General features: G+C 31.1%; 27 protein-coding genes. 12 read left to right on the top strand and 15 right to left on the bottom strand.

What is annotated here, in order from left to right:
- Positions 1 to 33 precede the first annotated feature (33 nt).
- A complete protein-coding gene (locus ACJJVO_RS03845) occupies positions 34 to 465 on the top strand; it encodes a hypothetical protein (protein WP_405570675.1) in 432 nt (143 codons plus the stop codon).
- Here ACJJVO_RS03845 and ACJJVO_RS03840 read toward each other — a convergent pair.
- The 5 genes from ACJJVO_RS03840 to rpsA all read right to left on the bottom strand — a co-directional run bounded on the left by ACJJVO_RS03840 (position 452) and on the right by rpsA (position 5,360).
- Positions 452 to 1,360 carry a ribonuclease Z gene (locus ACJJVO_RS03840; RefSeq protein ID WP_405570672.1) on the bottom strand — a complete coding sequence of 303 codons (909 nt, stop codon included), beginning with the start codon at positions 1,358 to 1,360 and terminating at the stop codon, positions 452 to 454. The two genes, ACJJVO_RS03845 and ACJJVO_RS03840, sit on opposite strands and share 14 nt — an antisense overlap.
- Before the next feature lie 58 nt (positions 1,361 to 1,418).
- A complete protein-coding gene (locus ACJJVO_RS03835) occupies positions 1,419 to 1,751 on the bottom strand; it encodes a ribonuclease Z (protein WP_405570669.1) in 333 nt (110 codons plus the stop codon).
- Between the two features lie 3 nt (positions 1,752 to 1,754).
- A complete protein-coding gene (locus ACJJVO_RS03830; RefSeq protein ID WP_178985014.1) occupies positions 1,755 to 2,684 on the bottom strand; it encodes an aspartate carbamoyltransferase catalytic subunit in 930 nt (309 codons plus the stop codon).
- A gap of 81 nt (positions 2,685 to 2,765) precedes the next feature.
- Positions 2,766 to 3,305: a bifunctional pyr operon transcriptional regulator/uracil phosphoribosyltransferase PyrR gene (gene pyrR, locus ACJJVO_RS03825; protein ID WP_405570666.1), complete on the bottom strand. Its 540-nt coding sequence runs from the start codon at positions 3,303 to 3,305 to the stop codon at positions 2,766 to 2,768.
- Between the two features lie 225 nt (positions 3,306 to 3,530).
- Positions 3,531 to 5,360, bottom strand: a complete 1,830-nt coding sequence (rpsA, locus tag ACJJVO_RS03820) for a 30S ribosomal protein S1 (protein WP_405570663.1) — start codon at positions 5,358 to 5,360, stop codon at positions 3,531 to 3,533.
- A 287-nt stretch (positions 5,361 to 5,647) separates the two neighbouring features.
- Between rpsA and ACJJVO_RS03815 the strand changes: the two genes are divergently transcribed.
- Together ACJJVO_RS03815 and ACJJVO_RS03810 are read left to right on the top strand one after the other, a co-directional pair.
- Positions 5,648 to 6,052: a hypothetical protein gene (locus ACJJVO_RS03815; protein WP_405570660.1), complete on the top strand. Its 405-nt coding sequence runs from the start codon at positions 5,648 to 5,650 to the stop codon at positions 6,050 to 6,052.
- 148 nt (positions 6,053 to 6,200) lie between these two features.
- A complete protein-coding gene (locus ACJJVO_RS03810; protein ID WP_115818738.1) occupies positions 6,201 to 6,578 on the top strand; it encodes a LysM peptidoglycan-binding domain-containing protein in 378 nt (125 codons plus the stop codon).
- 44 nt (positions 6,579 to 6,622) lie between these two features.
- Here ACJJVO_RS03810 and cmk read toward each other — a convergent pair whose 3' ends face one another.
- The 4 genes from cmk to lon form a co-directional block, all read right to left on the bottom strand.
- Positions 6,623 to 7,312, bottom strand: a complete 690-nt coding sequence (gene cmk / locus ACJJVO_RS03805) for a (d)CMP kinase (protein WP_405570657.1) — start codon at positions 7,310 to 7,312, stop codon at positions 6,623 to 6,625.
- A gap of 15 nt (positions 7,313 to 7,327) precedes the next feature.
- Positions 7,328 to 8,359, bottom strand: a complete 1,032-nt coding sequence (gene porQ / locus ACJJVO_RS03800; protein ID WP_405570655.1) for a type IX secretion system protein PorQ — start codon at positions 8,357 to 8,359, stop codon at positions 7,328 to 7,330.
- A 73-nt stretch (positions 8,360 to 8,432) separates the two neighbouring features.
- A complete protein-coding gene (locus ACJJVO_RS03795) occupies positions 8,433 to 9,209 on the bottom strand; it encodes a LysM peptidoglycan-binding domain-containing protein (RefSeq protein WP_405570652.1) in 777 nt (258 codons plus the stop codon).
- Positions 9,193 to 11,646, bottom strand: a complete 2,454-nt coding sequence (lon, locus tag ACJJVO_RS03790) for an endopeptidase La (protein WP_405570649.1) — start codon at positions 11,644 to 11,646, stop codon at positions 9,193 to 9,195. Before lon ends, ACJJVO_RS03795 begins: the two co-directional genes overlap by 17 nt.
- Before the next feature lie 387 nt (positions 11,647 to 12,033).
- Between lon and ACJJVO_RS03785 the strand changes: the two genes are divergently transcribed.
- The 7 genes from ACJJVO_RS03785 (at position 12,034) to ACJJVO_RS03755 (ending at position 18,122) form a co-directional block, all read left to right on the top strand.
- A complete protein-coding gene (locus ACJJVO_RS03785; RefSeq protein ID WP_405570646.1) occupies positions 12,034 to 12,588 on the top strand; it encodes an RNA polymerase sigma factor in 555 nt (184 codons plus the stop codon).
- 9 nt (positions 12,589 to 12,597) lie between these two features.
- The gene (locus tag ACJJVO_RS03780; protein ID WP_405570644.1) at positions 12,598 to 13,155 is read left to right on the top strand and encodes a hypothetical protein; all 558 of its coding nucleotides are present in this window, start codon (positions 12,598 to 12,600) and stop codon (positions 13,153 to 13,155) included.
- Positions 13,139 to 14,230, top strand: coding sequence for a hypothetical protein (locus tag ACJJVO_RS03775; protein ID WP_405570642.1), 1,092 nt, complete (start codon positions 13,139 to 13,141; stop codon positions 14,228 to 14,230). Before ACJJVO_RS03780 ends, ACJJVO_RS03775 begins: the two co-directional genes overlap by 17 nt.
- Before the next feature lie 33 nt (positions 14,231 to 14,263).
- On the top strand, positions 14,264 to 14,989 hold the full coding sequence (locus ACJJVO_RS03770) for a head GIN domain-containing protein (protein ID WP_405570640.1): 726 nt from the start codon (positions 14,264 to 14,266) through the stop codon (positions 14,987 to 14,989).
- Between the two features lie 195 nt (positions 14,990 to 15,184).
- Positions 15,185 to 16,906: a DNA polymerase III subunit gamma/tau gene (dnaX, locus tag ACJJVO_RS03765; RefSeq protein ID WP_405570637.1), complete on the top strand. Its 1,722-nt coding sequence runs from the start codon at positions 15,185 to 15,187 to the stop codon at positions 16,904 to 16,906.
- Between the two features lie 47 nt (positions 16,907 to 16,953).
- Positions 16,954 to 17,538: a hypothetical protein gene (locus ACJJVO_RS03760; RefSeq protein ID WP_405570634.1), complete on the top strand. Its 585-nt coding sequence runs from the start codon at positions 16,954 to 16,956 to the stop codon at positions 17,536 to 17,538.
- A 2-nt stretch (positions 17,539 to 17,540) separates the two neighbouring features.
- Complete coding sequence (locus tag ACJJVO_RS03755) at positions 17,541 to 18,122, top strand: tRNA-(ms[2]io[6]A)-hydroxylase (RefSeq protein ID WP_115818748.1); 582 nt, start codon at positions 17,541 to 17,543, stop codon at positions 18,120 to 18,122.
- 97 nt (positions 18,123 to 18,219) lie between these two features.
- Here ACJJVO_RS03755 and ACJJVO_RS03750 read toward each other — a convergent pair whose 3' ends face one another.
- The 4 genes from ACJJVO_RS03750 to ACJJVO_RS03735 are packed head-to-tail and all read right to left on the bottom strand — an operon-like array spanning position 18,220 to position 23,387.
- Positions 18,220 to 19,173, bottom strand: a complete 954-nt coding sequence (locus tag ACJJVO_RS03750; RefSeq protein ID WP_405570631.1) for an AAA family ATPase — start codon at positions 19,171 to 19,173, stop codon at positions 18,220 to 18,222.
- A gap of 6 nt (positions 19,174 to 19,179) precedes the next feature.
- Positions 19,180 to 20,634 carry a peptidylprolyl isomerase gene (locus tag ACJJVO_RS03745; RefSeq protein ID WP_405570628.1) on the bottom strand — a complete coding sequence of 485 codons (1,455 nt, stop codon included), beginning with the start codon at positions 20,632 to 20,634 and terminating at the stop codon, positions 19,180 to 19,182.
- Positions 20,582 to 21,433, bottom strand: coding sequence for a peptidyl-prolyl cis-trans isomerase (locus tag ACJJVO_RS03740; RefSeq protein WP_405570626.1), 852 nt, complete (start codon positions 21,431 to 21,433; stop codon positions 20,582 to 20,584). The genes ACJJVO_RS03745 and ACJJVO_RS03740 overlap by 53 nt, the downstream gene beginning before the upstream one ends.
- 10 nt (positions 21,434 to 21,443) lie before the next feature.
- A complete protein-coding gene (locus ACJJVO_RS03735) occupies positions 21,444 to 23,387 on the bottom strand; it encodes a peptidylprolyl isomerase (RefSeq protein WP_405570623.1) in 1,944 nt (647 codons plus the stop codon).
- A gap of 246 nt (positions 23,388 to 23,633) precedes the next feature.
- Here ACJJVO_RS03735 and ACJJVO_RS03730 point away from each other — a divergent pair, with 246 nt between their 5' ends.
- On the top strand, positions 23,634 to 24,092 hold the full coding sequence (locus ACJJVO_RS03730; protein WP_405570620.1) for an SRPBCC family protein: 459 nt from the start codon (positions 23,634 to 23,636) through the stop codon (positions 24,090 to 24,092).
- A gap of 14 nt (positions 24,093 to 24,106) precedes the next feature.
- Entirely contained in the window at positions 24,107 to 24,346 is a 240-nt protein-coding gene (locus ACJJVO_RS03725) for a hypothetical protein (RefSeq protein WP_405570618.1), read from the top strand.
- A 15-nt stretch (positions 24,347 to 24,361) separates the two neighbouring features.
- On the opposite strand, the gene ACJJVO_RS03720 is transcribed toward ACJJVO_RS03725, so the two are convergent.
- Positions 24,362 to 25,501: a lycopene cyclase family protein gene (locus ACJJVO_RS03720; RefSeq protein ID WP_405570615.1), complete on the bottom strand. Its 1,140-nt coding sequence runs from the start codon at positions 25,499 to 25,501 to the stop codon at positions 24,362 to 24,364.
- 146 nt (positions 25,502 to 25,647) lie between these two features.
- The gene (locus ACJJVO_RS03715; RefSeq protein WP_405570613.1) at positions 25,648 to 26,451 is read right to left on the bottom strand and encodes a hypothetical protein; all 804 of its coding nucleotides are present in this window, start codon (positions 26,449 to 26,451) and stop codon (positions 25,648 to 25,650) included.
- Between the last annotated feature and the right edge of the window lie 112 nt (positions 26,452 to 26,563).

Below are 26,563 nucleotides of genomic sequence, written 5' to 3'. Positions count from 1 at the left end.
ATTCCCTATAAATTTAAGGATTAAAAGACACAAATGAAATTTGAAGACAGTAAATATTCTAAGCGTTTTACATATAAAAAAGAAGTTTTTCCGTTTGGAACATTGTATCTGACTAAATATTTTGTTGTATCAGAATTAAATGAGGGTATCCATGTAGATTACACAATAGCCAGCGAAATAATTACAAGATGTAGTAAATATATTAAAAAGGGTGATAAGCTCAGTTATATCGCTAATCGTTATAATTCTTATTCTTTTAATCCTCAAATTTGGGTAGACTTTAATAAAGAATATGATTTTATAGTTGCAAGTGCCATTGTATCGTATTCAAATTTTAGCCATTTAAATGCTTCATTAGAAAAACAATTTTTCAGTAAAAGTTTAAAACGATGCAAAAGCTTAAATGAAGCCATCAACTGGGTTATCAATCTTGACGAATTTAAAAAAGAAATTAGTCAAAATTAAAAACTTTCCCATCTTTAGCTAAAACAGTATGTTCAAATACAGTTTGTGCTTCATTTTTAAACGCTTCATAGCCATTGTAACGCGTAGAATAATGACCTAGGATCAAAGTTTCTACATTAGCTTTTTTTGCAATTGTAGCTGCCTGCTTTGCTGTACTGTGTTTGGTAGGTATACACAGATCTTCGTTTTTATCTAAGAAAGTAGATTCATGATACAAAACGTTACAATCCTTTATTATTGGAATGATGTCTTCATTATAAACTGTATCACTACAAAAAGCATAACTTTTTGCTGGTAAAGGATCTTTAGTCACTTTTTCATTTGCAATTAAGATACCATCTTCATTTTTTACATCGAATCCTTGTTTTAATTTTCTAAAATATGCTTTATCTATATTAGCTTCATTTACTAAATTAATATCTAATTTACGTTCATTTTCTTTCTCCTTAAACAAAAAACCATTAGTATAAATGCGATGTTTTAGAGGTATAGTGTGAACTTCAACTTTATCATCTTCATATATTAATTGGGATTCTTTAGAGGTTAGCTCATGAAAAATAAGTGGATAATTTGTCCAGCTCGAAGATAATTTCATTTGAAGTGTTATCACTTCTTTTAAGCCTTTTGGTGCATAAATATGAAGTTCTGTTTCTCTTGTTAAAAGACTAAATGTATTCACCAAACCAACCAGTCCAAAATAATGGTCTCCATGAAGATGCGAAATAAAAATATGCTTAATTCTAGAAAACTTAATCTTATTACGTCTCAATTCTACTTGAGTACCTTCTCCACAATCAATTAAAAACATATTATTTTTAATCTCTAAAACCTGTGAAGTTGGATTGGTATTAGTACGTGGTGTTGCACTATGGCAACCGAGAATGGTTAATTTCATTAATTAATTTATAGGCTTAGGATTAAAAAAATTACAAGTAAAACTTATAAAACAGTTTTTAAAAACCTAAATCGCGTTCCATTTCTTCCATTTCAATGATATCGTAAGCTTCTGTAATGGTTGGTACTACGACAATTTCATCTGGCATTTGATCTAAATCTACTTGATCTGACACCACTACAAAGCTTTTTTTATCTGCTCTGTGATTATTACTTAATCGTAAAAATTCAATAATATCTTCTAGAGAAATTTTATCTAAACTAGATAATCTAACAATAAGGTGATAGTCTTTATACTTATCGTAAGCCTGCTCTATATTATTTACTAAAGTTTTTACTGATGCCTTTTCTTGAGCGATTATGGTAATATTACCGTCTCTATCTATAATCATAATCTATTGTTTTATTTTAGACGCTAACAAATAAATAACAGCCATTCTAACAGCTACACCATTTTCTACTTGATTAAGAATTATGGCTTGTTTAGAATCGGCTACATCACTTGTAATCTCTACACCTCTGTTTATTGGTCCAGGATGCATAATTACAATCTCTTTATTTAAGCTATCTAATAGTTCTTTATTAACTCCAAATTGCTGAGTATATTCTCTAGTTGAAGGAAAATAACTAATATCCATACGTTCATTTTGTACTCTTAGCATATTAGCAACATCACACCATTCAAGAGCTTTTTTAAGATTGGTTTCTACTTTAACTCCTAAATCTTTAATATATTTTGGCAACAATGTTTTTGGTCCACAAACCATAACATTAGCACCTTGTAATTGCAAAGCATAAATATTTGAAAGCGCAACTCTACTGTGTAAAATATCTCCAACAATAACAACATTCTTTCCTTTAACGCTTCCTAATTTTTCTCTAATTGAATAAGAATCTAATAAGGCTTGTGTAGGATGCTCATGTGCACCATCACCAGCATTAATGATACTAGCATTAACATGTTTTGAAAGAAATACACCAGCTCCAGGATTTGGGTGACGCATCACTACCATATCTACTTTCATTGAAAGTATATTGTTAACGGTATCTATAAGGGTTTCTCCTTTTTTTACTGAAGATTGCGATGCTGAAAAATTAATAACGTCTGCAGACAACCTTTTCTCTGCTAATTCAAAAGACAATTTTGTTCTGGTTGAATTTTCAAAAAACAAATTAGCAATAGTAATATCTCTTAATGATGGTACTTTTTTAATGGGTCTATTAATAACCTCTTTAAACTGATCTGCAGTTTCAAAAATAAGGTCGATATCTTGTTTGGTAAGATATTTAATTCCTAATAAGTGATTGACACTTAATTCGCTCATTTTTTTAGGCTTTTAGCTATTAGCTTTTGGCTTTTAGCGATTTGAGTTTTATTTTAAACTATATTTTTTCTAATCTAAAGTCTATTTATCTACCAAATAAACAGCATCTTCACCTTCATTCTCTACCCATTTTACTTTTACCTTTTGGTTGTCAATAGCATCTACTTGTCGACCTCTATAATTAGGCTGAATAGGTAAGTGACGACTAAAACGTCTATCTATTAAGGTTAACAACTCAATATCTTTAGGTCTTCCAAAAGATTGTATAGCTGTAAGCGCAGACCTAATACTTCTGCCTGTATACAACACATCGTCAATAAAGACCACATTTTTATCTTCAACTATAAAATCAATTTTGGTTTTGTTGGCTTCTAAAGGTTTATCTCCTCTTCTAAAATCGTCTCTGAAAAAGGTAATATCTAAATGCCCTAGTTTAATATTTTTAATCTTGTAATCGTCGGTTAGAATTTGTGCTAACCTATCTGCTAAAAATTTGCCTCGTGGTTGTATACCAATTAGAACAGTTTCAGAAAAATCATCGTGATTTTCAATAAGTTGACAAGCCAATCTGTGAAGGGTAATATTGACTTCTTTAGAATTAAGTAATACTTTATGACTCATATAGTTTCCAAGCATTGTTGGTTTACAAAGTTAGGATAAAAAAAATTGTTTGCAATGTAAATTGCATGTAAAGGCAATTAGTTCCAAAGCTCAATATTTAGTATAGTATTACTGATTCTAATATATTACACAATGACGAAATACTAGAATATAAAAAAGCCTCCCGAAAATCGAGAGGCTTTAGTTTATAGATTAATGAGATTCCTTTTTTCAAAGGAATTGGGATTATTTCTTCCCGTCCATTTTATCTTTAAGCGCTTGTAAAGCATCATTTGCATCACCTAAAGTTGGTTTAGCTTCTGCCGCTTGAGCTTCTTGCTTTCTTACAGCTTGCTTAACGATTTTAGCTTCTTCAGCTCTAAATACTGCTGTATGAGATGCAACAACACGTTTGAATTCTTTATTAAATTCAATGATCTTGAATTCTGCTTCCTCACCTTTACCAAGTTTAGAACCATCTTCTTTCTCTAAATGACGTGCTGGTACAAAGGCAACGATATCTTCGTTAAAGTCAATTGTTGCTCCTTTATCTACCATTTCTGTAATAGCTGCTTTATGAACTGTATCTAAAGCGAATTCAGTTTCATATTTATCCCAAGGGTTTTCCTCAGTTTGTTTGTGACCTAAAGATAATTTACGTCCTTCAACATCTAATTCTAATACAACTACGTCTAAAGTATCACCTACGTTACAGAACTCAGATGGATGCTTAATTTTCTTAGTCCAAGATAAATCTGAGATATAAATTAATCCGTCGATACCTTCTTCTAATTCAACAAAAACACCAAAGTTTGTAAAGTTACGCACAATACCTGAGTGCTTAGAACCTACAGGATACTTAGTTGTAATATCAGTCCATGGATCTGGTGTTAATTGCTTAATACCAAGAGACATTTTTCTATCTTCTCTATCTAAAGTTAAGATAACAGCATCGATTTCATCACCTACAGTTACGAAATCTTGAGCAGAACGTAAATGTGTTGACCAAGACATTTCACTTACGTGAACTAATCCTTCTACACCTTCTTCTACTTCAACAAAAGCACCGTAATCAGCGATTACTACTACTTTACCTTTTACTTTATCTCCAACTTTTACAGTTTCACCTAAAGCTTCCCAAGGATGCTTAGATAATTGCTTAAGACCTAATTGGATTCTTGATTTGTTTTCATCAAAATCAAGGATTACAACATTTAATTTCTGATCTAACTCAACAATCTCATTTGGATGGTTGATACGAGACCAAGATAAATCTGTAATGTGAACTAAACCATCTACACCACCTAAATCGATAAACACACCATAAGAAGTAATATTTTTTACAATACCTTCTAATACTTGTCCTTTTTCTAGTTGACCAATGATTTCTTTCTTTTGTTCTTCAATATCTGCTTCAATTAAAGCTTTATGAGAAACTACTATGTTTTTGAATTCGTGGTTGATTTTCACAACTTTAAACTCCATAGTTTTATTTACATACTGATCGTAATCTCTAATTGGCTTCACATCGATTTGAGAACCTGGTAAGAAAGCTTCTATACCAAATACATCTACGATCATACCACCTTTAGTTCTACATTTTACAAAACCGTTAACGATTTCTCCAGTATCATGTGCATTATTTACACGATCCCATGCTTTGATTACTCTCGCTTTTCTGTGAGATAATACTAATTGACCAGTTGCATCTTCACGCACATCAATTAATACTTCAACTTTGTCACCTACAGCTAAGTTTGGGTTGTAACGGAACTCATTAAGAGAAATTACACCTTCAGATTTAGCGTTAATGTCAATAATTGCATCACGATCTGTGATTGTAATTACAGTACCTTCTACTACTTCGTCATCTAAAGTGTCAACGAAATTTTCTGATACTAATTTTTCGAACTCTTCTAATTTAGTGTCTTCAACTTGCTCAATTCCTTCTTCGAATTTGTGCCAATCGAACTCTTTTAAGAATTTTTCTGGATTTGCTTGTGCCTCAGAGATTACTGGAGCTTTTACTGCTTCAGTTGCTTCAACCTCAGCTTGATTTGTTTCTTTTTCAGACATGTGCTGAATAATAATTTGTATTCTATAGTTTTTTGAAAGATTAGCGAAAAAATCTACAGAAGATATTAATTAAATTGTTTTTATTCCCTTTTACTTTCTTTAATCCGCTAAAAAGGTCTGCAAAACTACAACATTTATAACGTTTTACAAAACATATTTATTTAAATATAATACCCTAAAAATACGTGAGTTAAAAGGGAATATTACATTGCCTTTACAAAAGGATAACATAACCATTATGAACAAATACTTCTTTCAGTTTAATTTTATCCCAAAAGATTAAAATTATGAGAAAATTGATTTTTTATTTTACGCTATCATTAGTATGCTTCTTCAGTTGTAATGACGATAGTGATGACACTAACCCTTTACAAGAATCTGGAATCATAGGCGAATGGTTAATAAACAGTAAAGGCATCAACAATTTAACTTCAACGGAATCTATATGTTGTGAATTCATCATTTTTACTGATGACGATATTAATAACAATTTAACTGGAAGCTACAACTATAATGATGAAACCTATGGTACATTTAGTTTAGACTTAAATAATAACATTATAACGCATATTTCTGAAAACGGGAATTCTTATACTCAAGAGTATTTAATTACTGAAAATTCATTAGAACTATGGTATTACGAAGGTGTTGATCGCTATTGGGTAAAATATTCTATATATACCGATGAGTGATATTTATTTATATAATTAAAAATAAAGTGACCTAAGTCTATATTTTGTTTCACATAAACAAGAATATCAAAATGATGCTTTATTGCATAAAACTTGGCACATATTTTGGTATATTTACAATACTATTAACAATTAAAATATTAGAACAATGGTTAAAGCAAAATACCAAGGAGTATTAGACTTAGGAGAAAAATTAAACATTCAGAATGGTGATGTTAGTGAAAAAGAAGGTGTACTTCAAGTAAAAGGTACAGCTGCTACACAATACGATAAAAACTTAATTTGGGATAAAATCAAAGAAGTTGGTGGAGATAATCCTGCTGATATTATGGCAGATATTAAAGTAGCTGACGAATCAGTTTACGCAAGACATACTGTAGTTTCTGGTGAAACTTTAGGTAAAATTGCTAAACAATATTATGGTGAGCCAGGTAAATATCAAAAAATATTTCAAGCTAATACTGACATTTTAAAGAACCCAGATGTTATTCATCCTGGTCAGGAATTAATTATTCCTAATCTTTAATAAGAAAACAAACATTTTAAAAAGCGACTTTAGGGTCGCTTTTTTTATTTAGAAATAATTTGATTTGCTTTTGCAATCAAAGTCACCAACTGTTCTTCTATTGTTAAATCAGAATTATCAATTTCTATAGCGTCAGCGTCTTTTACAAGTGGAGAATCTTCTCTTGTAGAATCAATATGATCTCTAGTAGTTACATTTTCTAAAACATCCTCATAGCTTAACTTATGCCCACGATCTATTAATTCTTTATAACGACGTTTGGCACGTGTTTCTGCAGAGGCTGTCATAAAGATTTTTAATTCGGCATTAGGAAAAACAACCGTTCCAATATCCCTTCCATCCATTACAATACCTTTATCTTTTCCCATGAGCTGTTGTTGCTCCACTAATTTGCGTCTTACCTCAGATAAAGTTGCTACAGGACTCACATATTTTGAAACTCTAAGTGTTCTAATTTCTGCCTCTATATTTTTTCCATTTAAATATACTTCTGCAAAACCAGCAGCTAGATTAAATTTAAAAGTGATACTAATATCTCCTAGCCTATCAATTAAGGCTGCTTCATTAAAAAAGCCCTCTCCTATAAATTTATTTTCAAGCGCAAAATAAGTAACTGCTCTATACATTGCACCAGTATCTACATAAATATAGTTAAGTTCTTTAGCTAATTGTTTAGCAACTGTACTCTTTCCTGTGGAAGAAAAACCGTCTATTGCAATGATAATTTTATTCATTATAATTTGTTTAATTTATCTTCGTCTACCATCTAAATCTATCTGTAGTCCGAAAAAACTGGTATTTGAAGCACTTGTATATCTTGCATGCGTATAACTAAATCGCATATTATTTATTTTAATCCCTACACCTACTGAGAGTCCAGAAAAATTTCTTTGATCTACAATTCTTAGCTCTTCTGCACGTCTAAAGTTATAACCTAATCGAATATTAAATCCTCCTTCTGGAAATAATTCTGCTCCTAAAATAAGATGACGTAAGCCTTTACTAAAAAAGCTCACTTTTTCTTCCGTTTGATTCCCATCTAAATCTGTTGTTGCTCTTGCCGGATTTGAAACTCCTATAGGCCATTTTTGTAAATTCTCTAATGTTAAATGCCAACGTAGAGGGACATTCTCAAGAGTTTGGGACATTCCAAAATTAATTTCAAATGGCAATGGCTCGTGTTGTCCTGCATATGTAGAAAATTGCGTTCCCACGTTTCTTACTGTTAAGGCTGCATGGAAATCTAACTTTTCATTAATATACATGGCTCCAAAATCGAAAGCGCCACCTACAGAGTTGTATTGTTCTAAAAGCGACGTTATAATTTTTAAATTAGCACCAATGTAAAAATCGGTGTAAGGAATATTGTAATTGTAACCAAAGGATATTGCTGTTTCGTTTCCGTTAAAGGATCCTGTAGAATTACCACTTACATCATAACCATCAAAAGAGCCATAATTGATATAAGTGACTCCAAAATGAAAGGTTTGTACATGTCTATCCCAAGTATATGCATAAGCTGCCGTTCCGTAACTAATTCCTCCTAAATAGCTAGAGTAATTAACAGCTAACTGATTGTTCATCTGCCAATTAATAGAAGCCGGATTGTAAAGGGCTTCAGTAACATCATGATCAAAATTTGTTATAATTTTGCCACCTAAAGCAGCCTGTCTTGGCGAGGATACTAAATTAAGAAATTGATAGGTAGATTCGCCACCTAATTGCGCGAACGCAGGCAATGCCAAAAGCATAATAAATAAGGTAGAAATCCTTTTAATCATAGATTTTGCAAAATAACTAAATCTATCTTAAAACGACGATATGATTTTTTTATTTTTTCAGTCGGAAATTTTTCTATCGTAACTGTAATTTCTGACCTACTGTTATAAGGTTACTTGATAATCCGTTTAACCGTTTAATTTCGTTAACAGACGTTCCGTTTTTTAAAGCAATACGATATAAGTTATCTCCATTCTTAACGACATAAACTTGTTGTTCACTGTCTTCAGTTGAAGTTTTAAAATTTTTAACTCTTAGTTTTTGACCTACCTTAATAACATTGGTATCCAAACCATTTATTTGTTTTAAGTCTTTTACGCTTAAATCATATTCTTTAGAGATACTAAATAACGTATTCCCTTTTTGTACAATGTGATAATTAGCAGTTGTATTTTCTAAAACATTATCAGTTGATGTCATTGTTTCTGATTTTACATCAAAATTTCTAACACGTAGCCTCTGCCCTTCATTAATTAATGTAGTTTCTAAATTATTAGCTCGTTTTAATTGCATTAAAGAGACATTGTATCTCCTTGCAACATCTAATAAAGTCTCGTTATCCTTAACAACATATATATCAGAAGCATCATCAACTCCTCCAACATTGTTAGAATCAATAATGCCATCTGTGTCAGATGGCATTGTTGATTTTGTACGCACTGAATCTATATTAGATACAACAACGTTATCTTCTATTTTAACTAATACAATTTCACCAGTCGCAATATTTAATTTTGCAGGCTTACCATCTAGAAACACATCTTTAAATTTAACTTGAGTCTGAGCAATAGCAGCCAATCCAAAAGCATGACAAATTAAAAATGTAACTATTAGTTTAAAGCTCTTTTGCATTTTTTACTTTTTGTTTAGTAAGTGCTAGTTTTAAAACATCACTCATATCTGTAACGTAATGAAACGTTAAACCTTTTAAATATTCTGGTTTAATTTCATCAATATCTCTTCTATTATCTTCACAAAGTAAAATCTCTTTAATACGCGCGCGTTTGGCTGCCAAGATTTTTTCTTTGATACCTCCAACTGGTAATACTTTACCTCTTAAAGTGATCTCACCTGTCATTGCCAAACTCTTTTTCACTTTACGTTGTGTAAACAAAGATACTAAAGAAGTTAACATAGTAACACCAGCACTTGGACCATCTTTTGGAGTTGCTCCTTCAGGTACGTGAATATGAACATTATATTTTTCAAATACTTCAGGATTAATGCCAAATTCTTCTGCATTTGCCTTTATATATTCCATAGCAATAGTAGCTGACTCCTTCATCACTTTACCTAAATTACCAGTAATACTTAAAGTCCCTTTTCCTTTAGATAAAATAGATTCTATAAACAGAATATCTCCTCCAACGCTTGTCCACGCTAAACCTGTTACAACACCTGCAACATCATTGTTCTCGTATTTATCGCGTTCCATTCTAGGGCTTCCTAAAATTTCAATGATATCTTCGTTTGAGATTTTAATGTTATACTCCTCTTCCATTGCAATATTTTTGGCCGCATAACGTACCATTTTTGCAATTTGTTTTTCTAACCCTCTTACACCAGATTCACGCGTATAACCTTCAACAATTTTTTCGAGTTGTGGTTTTGCTATTTTCAAAGCTTTATCATCTAAGCCATGCTCTTTTAATTGCTTAGGCAATAAATGACGTTTAGCAATTTCTACTTTTTCTTCAATGGTATAACCGGTAACATTAATAATCTCCATACGATCTCTTAATGCTGGCTGAATGGTATTCATGCTATTAGACGTTGCAATAAACATCACTTTAGATAAATCGTATCCCATTTCAAGGAAATTATCATAAAACTCATTGTTTTGCTCTGGATCTAATACCTCTAACATTGCAGAAGAAGGATCACCTTGATGACCTGCAGATAATTTATCTATTTCATCTAAAACAAAGACAGGGTTTGAAGTACCTGCTTTCTTTAAACTCTGGATAATTCGTCCTGGCATGGCACCAATGTAAGTTTTTCTGTGGCCTCTAATTTCAGCCTCATCTCTTAATCCACCTAATGAAATTCGCACATATTCTCTACCTAAAGCTTCTGCAATAGATTTACCTAACGATGTTTTACCAACACCAGGAGGTCCATATAAACAAAGAATTGGAGACTTCATATCATTTCGCAGTTTTAAGACTGCTAAATATTCTATGATTCTTTTCTTAACATCTTCTAATCCAAAATGATCACGATCTAAGATTTTTATGGCTCTCTTTAAGTCGAATTTATCTTTACTAAACTCGTTCCATGGTAAATCTAAAAATAAGTCTAAATAATTACGTTGAATAGAATACTCAGCCACCTGAGGATTCATACGTTGCATTTTTGCTAATTCTTTTTCAAAATGTTCCTTTACTTTATCGTCCCATTTTTTATCCTTAGCACGTAATTTCATGTCTTCAATCTCTTCACCAGAAGACACTCCTCCACCCAATTCTTCTTGAATGGTTTTCATTTGCTGATGCAAGAAATATTCACGTTGCTGTTGGTTCATATCACTCTGAACCTTATTCTGAATATCATTTTTAAGCTCTAGCTTTTGATATTCAAGATTCATGAATTTTAAAGTTTGAAGCGCACGCTCTTTAAGATCATTAATCTTTAATAGTTCTTGCTTCTCCTCTACTCTAAGATTCATGTTAGAGGATACAAAATTCACTAAAAAGGAATCGCTTTCAATATTTTTTATAGCAAAACTCGCTTCAGAAGGAATGTTTGGACTTTCCTTTATAATATCTAAAGATAATTCTTTTATAGAATCAATTATAGCTCTAAATTCTTCATTCTCTTTTGCTGGCTTAGCTTCAGGAATATCAGATATAGTTGCTGTTAAATATGGCTTTTCAGAAACCACTTCATTAATTGAAAAACGCTTTTTCCCCTGAATAATTACTGTAGTATTACCATCTGGCATTTTCAGTACTTTTAGGATTCTAGCAACGGTTCCTGTTTTATAAATATCTTTTGCCGTAGGGTTTTCAACAGCCTCATCTTTTTGAGACACTACTCCAATGACTTTTCCGCCTTTATTAGCATCATTAATTAACTTAATTGACGCATCTCTACCTGCAGTAATAGGAATTACAACACCAGGAAACAAAACTGTATTTCTTAATGGTAAAATTGGTAAAGAATCTGGTAAAGATTCACTATTAATTAATTCTTCATCTTCAGGTGTCATTAATGGAATTAATTCTGAATTCTCATCGAAATCCTGAAATGACAGATTGTCTAAATTTAAAAATTTTGATTTTTTCATATATATATTATAGCCATTCTGTCATAAACTCTTACAGATTAGCGTTGTTTTAAATGTATTAATAATTAACTTATCACTGAATACCAGTACATTATAAGATATTCAAAGTTATTCACATTTATGTAGTTTCAATTGTTATGCCATTACCTTTGATTGACATGAAACCTTTTCTAATTTTAAATAAAATTAGTGACTTCAAGTGAATTTATACCATGATAATCAGGTTAATTAGTATCAATACACAAATAAAAAAATAATCTCGATACATTGTACTTGTTCCTCAACAAATACTTAAACGGACAAAAAGAGTCTAAAAAATTATTTTTTTTTATAAAAACTGTAACACTTTAAAAAAGATACCATCTATTAATAAAAGCAAATGTTTTTTTGACATCAACCAATCAAAATATCGAACAGTTATTACTGCTTTGTCAGTCTGGAAACCAACGTGCACAGTTGGAAATTTATAACAGATACCACAAAGCAATGTATAACACAGCCATAAGAATTGTAAAAGATTCCTTTAAGGCTGAAGACATCATGCAAGAGTCTTTTTTAACGGCTTTTACAAAATTAAATACGCTAGACGACACTCAATTATTTGGTGCATGGTTAAAACGGATTGTAATTAATAATAGTATTGGTTACTACCATAAAATCATTAAACGAAATGAAGTGCCTTTAGAATCTGTAATTTATAAAGTGGAAGATGAAGACGGTATCGTTGAGCCAGATCAGAATAATGAGAAAGTGAAACAAATTTTAAATGTTATGAAAACTTTAAAACCCAATTACAATTTGAGTTTAACATTGCATTTAATAGAAGGTTACGATTACGAAGAAATCTGCGAGATTATGAACATCTCTTATGCCAATTGCAGAACTTTAATATCGAGAGCAAAAGAGAGTTTAAGAAAAAAATTAGTGCTAAAAGCATCTTAGATTAACAGTATGGAAAAAGATAACTTAGATAGTTTATTTGATAATTTGAAGGATCAATTTGATATTGAAACACCACAAAACCATCATGAACAACGATTTTTAGACAAGTTGAAAGCCAACACTATAGCTTCAACTGAAGTTAAAAAGACATCTCGTTTTAACTGGAAGCCTTTTTTAGCTGTTGCAGCGTCTATAATCATTTGTTTAGGTCTGTTTACCACGTTACAAAATGAGCCTGAAGATTTGGATTTAGCTAGCGTATCGCCAGAAATGTCTGAAACACAAGACTTTTTTACAGTTACTATTGAAAACGAACTAAAGAAACTAAACAAAGAACGTTCCCCTTTAACAGAACAGATAATCAATGATGCCTTAGCCCGAATTCAACTTTTAGAAACAGATTACAAAAAATTAAAAACAGATTTAACCGAAAGTGGAAAAAACCAACGTGTTATCTATGCGATGATTTCCAACTTTCAAACTAGAATAGACATTCTAAACTCCGTTTTAGAGCAAATTGAAATAGTTAAACAGTACAAATCCAATTCAAATGAAAATATTTTATAAAATATGCCTTTTCTTATTAATGATGCCTACTATTATCTTGGCATCAAATGAGAAACCTGCAATAGCAAAACACGAAAAAAAGAAAACAATTAAAAAATCCTTCAATGTAAATGCTGATGCAACATTTAACATCACCAATCGCTATGGAAATATTGATATTATTACATGGAATGAAAACCGTATTGATATAGAAGTCACTATAAAAGTAGAAGGTAGTAATGAGAATAAGGTAGACGAAAAACTAAATAAATTAGACGTCGCTTTTCAATCTGCACCTCATAAAGTATCAGCAGTTACAGCTATTGAAGGCTCTAGTTGGGATACCTCTTGGTGGAATAAAAAAACAGGTAACAACGTAAAAATGGAAGTTAATTATGTTGTTAAAATACCTATAACAAATAATGTAAAGTTATTTAACGATTACGGTTATATAAATTTAGATAAGCTTGAAGGCAACGTTTATATAAAATGTGACTATGGCAAAGTGACTACCAAAGAATTAATGGGGAAATCTAATACCATACGACTAGATTACACAAGAAATAGTTATTTTGAATATATAAACAATGCTACAATTCAAGCAGATTATAGTGAATTTACGGTCGCTAAAGTGAAAGATTTAAACTTAGAAGCAGACTACACAACATCTAAAATAGAAATCGCTGAAAATGTTGTTTATGAATGCGATTACGGATCGCTTAAAATTGACAACATTAATAATTTAGACGGAAAAGGTGATTATCTATCTTTACGACTAGGCACTATTTTTAAGACAGCAACTATTAGAGCAGATTATGGCTCTATAAAAATTGATCGTTTAGCATCTAAAACCAAGAATATAAATATTGACTCAGAATTTGTTGGTATTACTATAGGAACTGATAGTGATTACAACTTCGATTTCAATATAGATATCGATTTTGGCTCTTTAAGAGAATCTGATGGTTTTCATTTTACAGAAAAAAACATAGATAACTTTGGTAAGAAATATATGGGTTATCATGGTAAGCCAAATTCTGACAATCTCATATTTATAAAGTCTGAATACGGCAGCATCACTTTTAAAAACAATTAAAAATTCATTAATCAATTAAAAAATCAAACAATCATGAAACTATTACAATCGCTTACAGTATTAGCTTTTCTTCTATTTACAACACTATCTTGTGCGCAATGGGGAAATGGAAAAAAAATTAAAGGAGATGGCAACATTACTACCCAAACCATAACAACAGCTTCTTACGACGGCATAAAAGCTGCAGGACCAATGGACTTTAAATTGATTAAAGGCTCAGAAGGCGAAATTTCAATTAAAGGTGATGCTAATCTTATGGATTATATAATAGTAGAAGTTAAAAACAATTTAATTTACGCTAAAGTAAAAGATGGCTATAATTTAAAACCTACCCAAACCATTGTTATTACAATTCCTTATAAATCTATTAGCTCTGTTTCACTAGCTGGTTCTGGTGATATTGAAAACTCAGACACCATAGAGGCTGATGATTTTAGTGTTGCCTTAGCAGGCTCTGGTGATATAGATTTAAATATTAACGCAAAATCAATAGAAAGTAGTATAGCTGGCTCTGGTGATATTGAATTAGAAGGTACTGCTAAAGACTTAACTATAAAAATTGCCGGTTCTGGTGATTTTGATGGTAAAGCATTGCAGAGTACTAATGTAACGATAAAAATTACAGGTTCAGGATCTGCCAATGTGGTTTGTAACGGAGACTTATTAGCTAGAATAACAGGTTCTGGAGACATCAATTATTCAGGGAAACCAACACATAAAGATACTAAGATTACAGGTTCTGGTAGTATAAATAATTAAGTATAACTACTAATAAAAAAACGTAGATACCAAGTTATATGTGATCTTTTCAATTTTGACAGTCTTTTATAAAAGTAAACACTGTTAATAACTCAAATAAACTTAGCTCAATTTAAACCCTAAATTGAGCTTCTTTTTTTAAATTTGTATTTCAGATTATAAAAATAATTCAACACAAGCAAATTCAGTATAGAATTGGAACATTTTGTAGTATCAGCTCGTAAATACAGACCACAAACCTTTAAGGATGTTGTGGGTCAGCAGGCTATTACAAATACCTTACTAAATGCTATTGAAAATAATCACCTAGCCCAAGCTTTATTATTTACAGGACCTCGTGGAGTTGGTAAAACAACTTGTGCACGTATTCTTTCAAAAATGATTAATAGTGATGGCAATACAAGTGAAGATGAAGATTTTGCCTTTAATATTTTTGAACTCGATGCCGCTTCAAATAACTCTGTTGATGATATTAGAAGTTTAACCGACCAGGTTAGAATTCCACCACAAGTAGGAAAGTACAAAGTTTATATCATTGATGAGGTACACATGTTATCTCAAGCAGCTTTTAATGCATTTTTAAAAACATTAGAAGAGCCTCCAAAACATTGTATATTTATTTTAGCAACTACCGAAAAGCATAAAATTATTCCGACGATATTATCGCGTTGTCAGATATTTGATTTTAAGCGTATCACGGTTTCAGACGCAAAAGAATATTTAAAATATATTGCTACAGAACAAAGTATAAATGCAGAAGATGATGCACTTCATATTATCGCTCAAAAAGCAGATGGTGCCATGCGAGATGCATTATCTATTTTTGATCGTGTAGTTAGTTTTTCTGGTAAAAACTTAACGAGACAAGCCGTAACTGAAAACTTAAACGTTTTAGATTACGAAACCTATTTTACAAGTACAGATTTTATCTTAGAAAATAAGATTCCGGATTTACTGATACAATTCAACACCATTCTATCAAAAGGATTCGATGGCCATCATTATATCGCTGGTTTAGCGTCTCATTTTAGAGATTTAATGGTTTGTAAGAATCCTGCAACCATTCCATTATTAGAAGTTGGTGAAGATACCAGCCAAAAATACATGGAACAATCACAGAAAACCACTCATACCTTTTTAATGGAAGGCATTCGGATGGCAAATGACTGTGATTTAAAATATAAAACGAGTAAAAATCAACGCTTATTAGTTGAATTAACGCTTATGCAATTAGCCTCTATCACTTTTGATGGAGAAAAAAAAAATCTTAGGCACTTCATAATTCCGCCTTCGTATTTTAAAGCAAAAGGTATTACTCCTATTCCGGTTACAAAACCAAAAATTGAAGCAAAAACACCTGTAAGTACAAGTATTACTAAACAAAACACAAAGCCAACTACTGCTGCAGTAGCTGAACCTGTTATTAATATCCCTAAGATATCCATAAATCAACCTAAAAAATCTACTTCTGGATTATCACTAAAAAGTATTAGAGAAAAGAAAGCGCATCAATTACGCCAAATGGATGTGGTAATAGATGAAGATGATTTACCAAAAGAGCCTGTAACGCAAGAAGCTTTAGATGAGGCATGGAAAATCTACACAGCTCAAATGGATAAGAAAGGTGAAAAAATTATGGCTTCTATTTTACAAATGGATCAACCAAAATTAAAAGGCACCACCATTTATTTAACCTATTCTAATAATACCAATAAAATAGAATTAGAACGTGCTGAGTTTCCGTTAATGGCGTTTTTAAAGAAAAAACTGCTTAACTACGACTTAAAACTAGATATTACTGTTAACGAAGAGATTGCGAAAAAATACGCTTTTACACCTTTAGAGAAATACGAAAAACTAAAAGAAAAGAATCCAAATATTGAAGTTTTACGTCAGACATTTGGGTTAGATATCTAAACAATGGCTATTATAAAGATTATTCTTAAATATATAATTACATTGATATGAAACATTTATTAGTATTATTATTGATTATAACCATTGGCTTCACAAGCTGCGAAGGCAAAAAAACGAAGCACCAAGCATTGTCTGAAAGTATTGAAGCATTCAAAAAAACGGTCAACTTTGAAACTAACGTTTATATACCTGAAACCTATTTAGAGCAAGAAGTAGATACTGTAATGAGTAATGGTTTTCGTGTAAAGATAAAGACCTATTCTGATATGTCTAATGCTGTTCGTTTTTCAAAAATTAAAGACACCATAAATTACCAAACCCATTATAGAAATTTTAAATTTGATGTTAGTGTTATCAAAGACAATGAAGAAATATATAATGAGACTTTTAATAAAGAAAAAGTGAATGAAGCATTCAATTACCATAAGAATTTAGTGTCTGGTTCTGATTTATATAATTTTGATACGTTAGCGGTTTTAAAATCTATCCATGTTAATGATGAACCAACATATACAAATATGGTTTTAATTAACATTACATATGCGATACCAGAATCTGGGAGATCATCTTCTCATACATTATTTATAGATGATAAAGGAAAATCAAATATTGTTCAAATTCAAGTAAAATAGTTATGTTAGGACTAAAATTACCAACCGATCCAAGATGGGTGAACATTGTAGAAAAAAATATTGAAGATATTTTAACCGATCATGCCTACTGTGAACAAAAAGCAGCAAGCACAGCTATTTCGTTAATTGTAGGTTTCCCTGAGTACACAGATCTTGTTCAAGAAATGATAGCTTTGGTAGAAGAAGAAATGAGCCATTTTAAAATGGTACATGATAGAATATTAGAAAACGGATGGACGCTTGGAAGAGACCGTAAAGATGATTATGTATTAGCTCTCATAAAGTTCTTCCCTAAAGGAGGAAGCCGAACCACACAATTAGTACACAGACTTTTGTACGCTGCACTAATAGAAGCACGCAGTTGCGAGCGTTTTAGATTATTATCCGAAGAATTAGAAGACAAGAAACTAGCAAAATTTTATCGTAAACTAATGATTAGCGAAGCAGGTCATTACACTATGTTTTTAAATTTTGCGAGACAATACGGAGACCGAACTGAGGTTGATGAAAAATGGGAAGCTCTACTCGATTATGAAGCTGAGATTATGAAAAACTTAGGGAATAAGGAAACTATTCATGGGTAAGTTAAATTTATTGATACCCAAGGCAAGTAACTAAAACAAAAAAACGACCATCAATTTTGATAGTCGTTTTTTTATATTTAAAATATATTCAGAATTCTTAAAACAAACTCTCTATAATCTTTTCATCAGTAATGCCTTCGGCTTCTGCCTTATAATTTTTAATAATTCTATGTCTTAGAATCCCTGTAGCAACAGCTTGTATATCTTCTATATCTGGTGAAAATTTCCCTTTAGTAGCTGCATGTGTTTTGGCTGCTAAAATTAAATTTTGAGAAGCCCTTGGTCCTGCTCCCCAATCTACAAACTCTTTTACAATATCTGCAGCTGTATCTTCTTTAGGTCTTGTTTTACCTACTAAAGATACTGCGTATTCAATAATATTATCTGCAACAGGTATACGACGAATTACATTCTGAAAATCTATAATTTCTTGAGCAGAAAATAAAGCATTAACAGAAGGTTTTGCATCTGTAGTTGTTGCTTTAACAACATCTACTTCTTCTTGAAATGAAGGATATTGCAAGTTAATAGAAAACATAAAACGGTCTAATTGTGCTTCTGGTAAAGGATACGTTCCTTCTTGCTCAATTGGGTTTTGTGTTGCCAATACAAAATAAGGTAAATTTAATTTATATTGATGACCAGCCACTGTAACCGAACGTTCTTGCATTGCTTCTAATAAAGCTGCTTGCGTTTTTGGTGGAGTTCTGTTAATCTCATCGGCTAGAATGATATTAGAGAAAATTGGCCCTTTTATAAACTTGAATTGTCGATTTTCATCTAAAATTTCGCTACCAAGAATATCACTTGGCATTAAATCTGGTGTAAATTGAATACGCTTAAAATTCAATCCTAAAGCTTGCGCAATAGTATTAACCATTAAGGTTTTTGCTAATCCAGGCACACCTACTAAAAGTGAATGCCCTCCAGAAAAAATAGAAATCAATACTTCATCGACCACTTTATCCTGACCTATGATTACTTTAGCAACCTCTTGCTTTAGTGCAGCATATTTTTTAACAAAATTTTCAATTATAGCAACATCAGACATACTCTATTATTTTTTTAACCAGTTACTTTGAAAGTCACAATCTCTATACTCACCATTAATTTTAATGTAAGTATCAACAATAGTTTCTTTTTGCCACTTTTCTACAGCTCTAATCTGTTTATCTTGTAAGGCCAGATTTTTAATCTTTAAATAATCCTTAGCAAAGTCTGCTTCATGATCATCTATACGATCTGTAACGGTTAAAATCTTAAATTTTATTCTATTTATACGATCTTCATCTTGCAAGACTTCACTGATTTCGCCATCTTTTAAATCTTGTATTTGAGAATACAATTCTGGATCCATTCTGGTTAATTCAAAATTAAAATCTTGTGTTGTAGGGTTTGTCATTTGTCCACCTTCAAATTTAGTTTCCTTTTGATCACTAAACTCTCTTGCCGCTTCTGCAAATGTTAATGTACCATCAATAATTTTTGCTCTAACTTCATCTATTTGGTCCTTAGCTTTTTTAATGGCATCTTGAGTTAATTCTGGACGTAATAATATGTGTCTCACATCATATTCTTGTCCTCTAATTTTTTCTAAGTAAATAATATGGTATCCAAAATCGGTTTCAAAAGGTTCAGAAATCTCACCTTCTTGCATTGAGAAAGCCACATCTCTAAACTCTTTCACCATTCTTGGTTGCTTTCTGTTTAATGTATATTTTCCTCCATCTGCTTTAGATGCCGCATCTTCTGTATAAAACAATACTTTAGTTGTAAAACTAGAACCGTTTTCCTCTATATCAACTTTAAATCCTTTTAGTTTATCAATTACAGCTTGCTTTGCCGCTTCAGTAACCTCAGGAATAATAACAATTTCTGCAAGTTTTAATTCTGTACCAAAGGTTGGACGTTCATCTTTAGGAATGTCGTTAAAAAAGGTACGTACTTCCTCTGGTGTAACTTCTATATCACCTGTAACTTTTCCTTGCATTTCTTGAGCGAGATAAGCATTTTTATTAATCTCATACATTTCATCCCTTAATGCTTGCTCTGAATCTTTTTTGTAAAATTTAAGTAATTTAGACATGTCTCCATTCAATTGACCTAAAATACCTTGAATTTGCTGATCTACACGCGACTTTATGTACAACTCATTTACAATAACACTATCTTGAATTGCCTGATGTGCGTATAATTTACTTTCTAATAAACTTCCAAAAAGCTCACACCTCGTTAAATCTTTTAAATCGGCTCCTTGCGCTTTTAATTGTGCAATTTCTCTGTCTAAATCAGATTCTAAAATAATAAAATCACCAACTACAGCAGCAACGCCATCAGCCTTGATACGAGAAGAATTTACAACTGAGTCTTTTGCTTTTTCAACCTGAGGTACTTCGTCCTCAATGATTTCTTGAGCATTGCTAAAGTTGAATGAAATAAAGCCAACTAAAAGAGCCGCTTTAATTATAAATTTGGAATGTATTGTTTTTAATTGCATCTTTTGTAATATCATTTTCGAGTTGCTTGATGAGCTCTAATTTTCTCTTGTTTATAACAATTTTATTAATTGACGTTTTTACATAATCCATTGGAGCATAGTCGTTTTGAAGTCGCACGTCATTAACTTGCATCAAATATAGGTTTAATGAATCTTTGAGTTGTAAGAAATTAGTTTTTTTTAACAGTTGATTTTTATTTGAACTGTTTATAATTGGAATTTTTTCTGCGACCCTATTTAATTTTACCCAAATTGAATCATTCAAGGAATACGATTTAAATTGAACTGAAATAGAATCTAAATACCTTTTGTCTTTAGCTTTAAAGCGCTTAAACCGTGTTTTTATAGTATCTAAATTCACAGGGTTTAATGGTAAACTCACATACCTAAACTGAATTAAATCATCATTGAGCTTAAACGATTCTTTATTGGCTTCATAAAATAATTCTGCCTCTTCCGTTTTTACTAAACTATCAATATTTTTCTTAACCAAACCTTCTAAATAGGCTTTAGCATATAAATCGTTTTTGTACTGCTCAACTAACTTAGAAAATTCATTTTGCTTTTTTTCTGATAAATTCACCAAAGCTCCATCCATTAAAAGCAATTGCCTTGCCCAACGATTAATGTATGCGTTTACCACTAAAGTACTGTCTTCTTTAGATGCGCCTTTAGGCACAACATCTACGATATCCTCTTTATAAAGATAAGTTTCGTTAACTCTAGCCACTGGATCAATACCCTCTGATTTTTTAAAGAAATCACAGCTAACTGCAAGTAGACCAATTAGATATATATAAAATGCTTGTTTCAAAAAAAATAAATTAGTGTCCTATTTTTGTCTTAATGGTGTTTAACACCTCTTCGTTAACCTCTATCTTAAAACGGTTATACAAATCATTAATCCAATTGGTTTCTATTTGTGTTTGGTAATCATTAATAACATTTCCTTTAGCTTCATCAAACGTTTTTTGGCCCGCAGGTAATACCGCTTTAACATCAATCACATGAAAAGCATCATGATGTGTATAAATATCAGAAATTCCTTTTTTAACTTTAAAATTTTCAGGTAAAATAGAATCATCTATCTTGTAAGTGCCTTTTGTAAAAATAACATTCTGCTTATCTGTAGTGTTTAACGCTTTATTTATGGCTTCTTCAGATTTTCCTTTTTTCATCATTTTAAGGACTTTCTTCATACTAGATTTTTCTGCTGAAGATGCAATAACCACATCTACACGATCGCTCCATTGGTATTTAGATTTATTTTTATTGTAGTAAGTCTCTAAACCAACAGTATCCTTTGATGCTTTGTTCCAAACTTCCTTTTCCATTAAATCGAATAATAAAAGTCCGTCTCTATATTCTTTTAATATATTAGCAAATTCTTCGTTTTCTACTTCTAAGTTATCTTCTCTAAATTGAAAAATAGATTTTTCAAAAAAGCTTTCAAACTCCTTATCTAATATAGATGTAAAAGGTGTGTTTTTTCCAGTATAGATTCGTTGTGCTGCATTTAAATGATTACCAAAATCCTCGTAGGTGAATATCTTATTGTTGATAGAGAAAACAGTTTCTTTCTTAATAAAATTATCTGGCAATTCCCAAGTACGGTTATAAAAATCTTTAGTTAGAATTGATGTAAAATAAGCCTTTGCTTTAGCATTATAATTTATTTTATAATTCTTTTTAAGCTTGGCAACCATAGCTTCATTAATCAATTTAGATCTAGAGTCTCTTTTTACTTTAGTTTCAAAAGATGCTTTTAAATCCTCAAATGAATCAATTGGCTTAAGATGATTTCGTTTTACAATATGCCAACCATAAGCTGTTTTAAAGGGCTTACTAACATCTCCATCATTTTTTAAAGCAAACGCTTGGTCTTCAAATTTAATTGAACTTAATTGACCGCTTTTAAATGGTGTAATTTCACCACCTTTTGATGCTGAACTTTTATCTTCAGAGAATTGCTTCGCTAATGATTCAAACTTCTCACCTTGATTCAGTTTCTTATAAATTTCATTAATTCTTTGTTCAGGGTCTCTTAATGAATCTTTAGATGTTAAGTTTACCATAATGTGCGCAGCAGAAATGGTACCTCTAGATGCTCTTTTATCATTCACTTTTACAACATGATAGCCAAATTGCGTTCTAAAAGGCATTGAGATTTCTCCTACTGGAGTATTATATGCTGCAGATTCAAAATCATAGACCATTTTAAATGCTGAGAAATAACCTAAATCTTCAAGAAAAATAGTATTTCCGTTGTGCTTTTCTGCTTTTACCTTATCAAAGCCTTCTTTTAAAACACGATTTCTTAAAGCTAATACTTCGTTGTAAGCATTTATTGTATCTGTTGCAGTAGCATCTAAACGCACTAAAATATGAGCGGCATTAATATCTAAATTACTACGATCGTAAGCTTCTCTTACTAAAGCATCTGTAACCTTATTTTCAGAAATATAATTATTAATAAGTTGCTTTTTATATCGTGCAAACTCACGTTGATAGTTTTTGTCTTCGTTAAGTTTTAAACGTTTTGCTTCTTTTAGTTTTAATTGATATTCAGTAAACAGTTTTAAATAGCCGTCTATATCTTTTTGGCTTTCATCTTTTACTAAATCAAGATTCTTATTATAAACTCTTAAAAACTCTGAAGCCATTATTGGTTGTCCATCAACCTTAAGAAGTACAGCATCTTTATCTTGTGAAAAAGAAAAATTAAGTGCAAAAAACACTAAAAACAAACATTTTAATTTAAGACTCATAATTAACTTCTTTTGTATTGCATTTCTAGTTATAAATAATTCGCTTTTCAAACTCAGCAAAAATAACATAAATAGCGTATTTAGCAAGTAGTTTACAAAGCATTATTTGCTAGATACGTAGTAAAAATCATACTAGAATAACATCTTAGAATAATTAACGATGATTTTAACAATAATATCTGTTTAACGTCGATTAGATGAAACTATTGCCAACACTTTTTATACATTTATAAAAATTCCCTCAGCATGCAGTACGTTACTGAAATATTAATTAATAAGCCCATTTCGGAGGTTATTAAAAATTTAAGTTCTATTGACAACTTAAAACATTGGCAAGCAGGCTTAACTAGTACATCTCACATTTCTGGAACACCAAACGAACTTGGAGCCAAACTAAAGCTTAATTATAATTTTGGAAATCGGAAAATGGAAATCATTGAAACCATAACGAAACAAGATTTCCCTAATGAATTTCATTTAACTTACAGTGGAAAAGGAGTGCGCAACATTCAAGAAAACTACTTTAAAATTACAGAGAATAATAGCACCAAATGGGTTTCAATAAATGATTACCAGCCCACAAAACTAAAAATGAGCGTAATGCTATTTTTGATGCCAAGAATCTTTAAAAAACAAACAAAAACTTACATGAAAAACTTTAAGAATTTTGTTGAAAATGGTACTTCAATTCAAAATTATAATTAATAGCTATTAAAGTCATGCGAAAATTAAAGTTGATTTGGGATTTTAAAGGACCTGCAGGAGAAAAAACAGCAGAACATCATCTAATCCATTTAAAGGAATATATCTCCATTAACAAACTAGACGTTACTATTACTGGCACTGAAGTTATAAGTGATATGCATAGTTTAGCCTATCTGGTTGTAGACGAATCTGAAATGAAACCAATAAGAGACGCGCTAAAACCTCATAGAGGACAGGTTTTTACAGACATTTAAACAGCTATCTTTTCTTTAGAGTAAACGCTTAAAAAAGGCTTGGATAAATCGTTTTGGAGGAACTGATAGAATTATTTTTATATCTTCTAAAAGCGTTGATTCTTCATCTAAAAACCTGAAAATTGTTTTCGTTTTTGCTTTTTTAAACATAGAAGAAAATAATACAGCTCCTTCTTCATTATGATTAGCTAAAACATCTAAAAATATTAAATCGTAAAACCAATATTTTGTCCATTTATGAAACTTGGATAAATCGTTCTCTTGCTTTAAAAATGCAACAACTTCTTTCGTTTTTACTGAAGTGTTTTTAAAAGTGTACCCTGTACTTGCTTTGGTCCAACCGCCTGCTGTTCCTATATTTAAGATATGTTTTGAGTTTAAGCCGCTAAACTTAAAAGAGGTCATAGGTATGTTGCCTTTTTCCTTTTCAATAATTTTGTAATTTGTTATCTTATTTTTCTTTAAGTAATTTTCAATAGCGTCTTCATATTCAGACCGTTCTAACAATTCTTTTGAGAACAAGGTATATTCAAACAAAGCTGTTTTTTTATCTATTGGCATCACATACATAAAACGTGTATTTCCATTTTGTGGCACTGTAAAGTCCATAAATGTCGCAGTGTCATCATCAAATGCATCCACTTCTGTTTTTACAAACCAACCTATAAAATGCTGATGAATTAATGGAAACTTATCTTGTGATTTATAAACTTCAGAATTTGCTAAACTATTGAATACTTTAGAACCAAAAAAACGACTCTTTTCTGTTACAACCTCAACACCTGTGTCTAATTCAGTAAAATCACTGACACAATCTTCTATAAAACTAAAATTAGATTTTGTTTTTAATTGTCTCCAAAGCGATTTGTAAAAAGCTTCACTTCTAATCATTTTATATTGATAAGGCGAAATAGTATAAATTTTTGAAAACATATCACTGCCAAAGAAAATCTGCGACCATGTTTTGGTTAATATTTTATCCCATTCTCCTACTCCATCTTCCCAATAACACCAGGTTCTATCGTTACCTTTATCTTTTATTTTATCAATAATTAAAATCGACTTATCATCAAAAAAAGCATCTTTAGACATTCGATATGCCAAAAGTAACCCTGAAGCTCCAGCTCCTAAAATGATATAATCGTAATTAACCAAGATAATGTATTCTAAAAATTGAATTGTAAAGCTAAATCATTTTCTTTTGATTGAATAGCAATCACCAAGACTTTATTAAAGTTGTTTAAGACAAATTTAGCTTAAGAACAAATGAAATCATCCTAATGAGAATGTGATATAAAAAACTACTGAATTGATACAGAAACTTTTCCGTTTAACGTATCTCCATTTCTTAAAATGGTATTGCAAAAAATTAAGGTTAAAGTTTCACCATCATTTTCAATAAATAATTCGGTTTCGGGCGTAGACCTACTACCTATAAGGACTTGATTGGTAGATTTTACAAGTTCTCTATTAAGATAAGTGATATCAAACTCATAATCTACACCGAAGTATTGACCTGTTTTTGGATATCCATTATTTTGCTCATTAAAATTAATTTCATAGATGTTAGGCCAGTTTCCAAATCTAACTCCAACGTTACCTTCATCACAACATAGCGGATCTGTAATTGTAGTATAAGCACTTTGCCAAGTACCTGAAATACTTACATAATTATTTTGTGCATGAGTACAAGAAATATCTGAAGTAGTAAATGACTCCCAATCGTACTCTTCACTAGACCCATTTTTTGTAGTGGCAGTATAATAATAGGTTGTATTTGGCTCTAACAAATCAATATCATAATGAAAATTATAAATGCCATTATAATATGGCACTTCTCCTTCAAGCTCAATGACTTGATCATTACTAGCATCATTTTCATCACCAGTTCTAAATATAAAGCCTACATTATATGCGTCTTCCTCTTGAAAAACTATATTAGAAAAATCAATAAAACCATTAAGTGTTACAGAGTTCTGAGAAATATAAGACACATAAGAGCTTACATTTGGAGCTTCATAAATTTGTGAAGAATCACCACCAGAAGAATCACTACAAGAACTTACAAGACATATAACAAACAGGGAAATAAATAGTTTTTTCAATTGGAATTGTTTTTAAACATTAAGTGATAAATATACCTAATTAGTGCCAACTAAAAAGATAAGAACTCATATCACCATTTCTTTAGGTTATAGGACAGATTAAGAATTAAAC

The organism is Winogradskyella sp. Asnod2-B02-A (assembly GCF_045063645.1).
In the GTDB taxonomy this organism is placed as follows: domain Bacteria; phylum Bacteroidota; class Bacteroidia; order Flavobacteriales; family Flavobacteriaceae; genus Winogradskyella.
This window is presented reverse-complemented; position numbering and strand designations above follow the sequence as displayed.

Coding starts and splice junctions, on each gene's coding strand:
- ACJJVO_RS03845 (WP_405570675.1), top strand. CDS start 34: ATGAAATTTGAAGACAGTAAATATTCTAAGCGTTTTACATATAAAAAA.
- ACJJVO_RS03840 (WP_405570672.1), bottom strand. CDS start 1,360: ATGAAATTAACCATTCTCGGTTGCCATAGTGCAACACCACGTACTAAT.
- ACJJVO_RS03835 (WP_405570669.1), bottom strand. CDS start 1,751: ATGATTATAGATAGAGACGGTAATATTACCATAATCGCTCAAGAAAAG.
- ACJJVO_RS03830 (WP_178985014.1), bottom strand. CDS start 2,684: ATGAGCGAATTAAGTGTCAATCACTTATTAGGAATTAAATATCTTACC.
- pyrR (WP_405570666.1), bottom strand. CDS start 3,305: ATGAGTCATAAAGTATTACTTAATTCTAAAGAAGTCAATATTACCCTT.
- rpsA (WP_405570663.1), bottom strand. CDS start 5,360: ATGTCTGAAAAAGAAACAAATCAAGCTGAGGTTGAAGCAACTGAAGCA.
- ACJJVO_RS03815 (WP_405570660.1), top strand. CDS start 5,648: ATGAGAAAATTGATTTTTTATTTTACGCTATCATTAGTATGCTTCTTC.
- ACJJVO_RS03810 (WP_115818738.1), top strand. CDS start 6,201: ATGGTTAAAGCAAAATACCAAGGAGTATTAGACTTAGGAGAAAAATTA.
- cmk (WP_405570657.1), bottom strand. CDS start 7,312: ATGAATAAAATTATCATTGCAATAGACGGTTTTTCTTCCACAGGAAAG.
- porQ (WP_405570655.1), bottom strand. CDS start 8,359: ATGATTAAAAGGATTTCTACCTTATTTATTATGCTTTTGGCATTGCCT.
- ACJJVO_RS03795 (WP_405570652.1), bottom strand. CDS start 9,209: ATGCAAAAGAGCTTTAAACTAATAGTTACATTTTTAATTTGTCATGCT.
- lon (WP_405570649.1), bottom strand. CDS start 11,646: ATGAAAAAATCAAAATTTTTAAATTTAGACAATCTGTCATTTCAGGAT.
- ACJJVO_RS03780 (WP_405570644.1), top strand. CDS start 12,598: ATGGAAAAAGATAACTTAGATAGTTTATTTGATAATTTGAAGGATCAA.
- ACJJVO_RS03775 (WP_405570642.1), top strand. CDS start 13,139: ATGAAAATATTTTATAAAATATGCCTTTTCTTATTAATGATGCCTACT.
- ACJJVO_RS03770 (WP_405570640.1), top strand. CDS start 14,264: ATGAAACTATTACAATCGCTTACAGTATTAGCTTTTCTTCTATTTACA.
- ACJJVO_RS03760 (WP_405570634.1), top strand. CDS start 16,954: ATGAAACATTTATTAGTATTATTATTGATTATAACCATTGGCTTCACA.
- ACJJVO_RS03755 (WP_115818748.1), top strand. CDS start 17,541: ATGTTAGGACTAAAATTACCAACCGATCCAAGATGGGTGAACATTGTA.
- ACJJVO_RS03750 (WP_405570631.1), bottom strand. CDS start 19,173: ATGTCTGATGTTGCTATAATTGAAAATTTTGTTAAAAAATATGCTGCA.
- ACJJVO_RS03745 (WP_405570628.1), bottom strand. CDS start 20,634: ATGATATTACAAAAGATGCAATTAAAAACAATACATTCCAAATTTATA.
- ACJJVO_RS03735 (WP_405570623.1), bottom strand. CDS start 23,387: ATGAGTCTTAAATTAAAATGTTTGTTTTTAGTGTTTTTTGCACTTAAT.
- ACJJVO_RS03730 (WP_405570620.1), top strand. CDS start 23,634: ATGCAGTACGTTACTGAAATATTAATTAATAAGCCCATTTCGGAGGTT.
- ACJJVO_RS03725 (WP_405570618.1), top strand. CDS start 24,107: ATGCGAAAATTAAAGTTGATTTGGGATTTTAAAGGACCTGCAGGAGAA.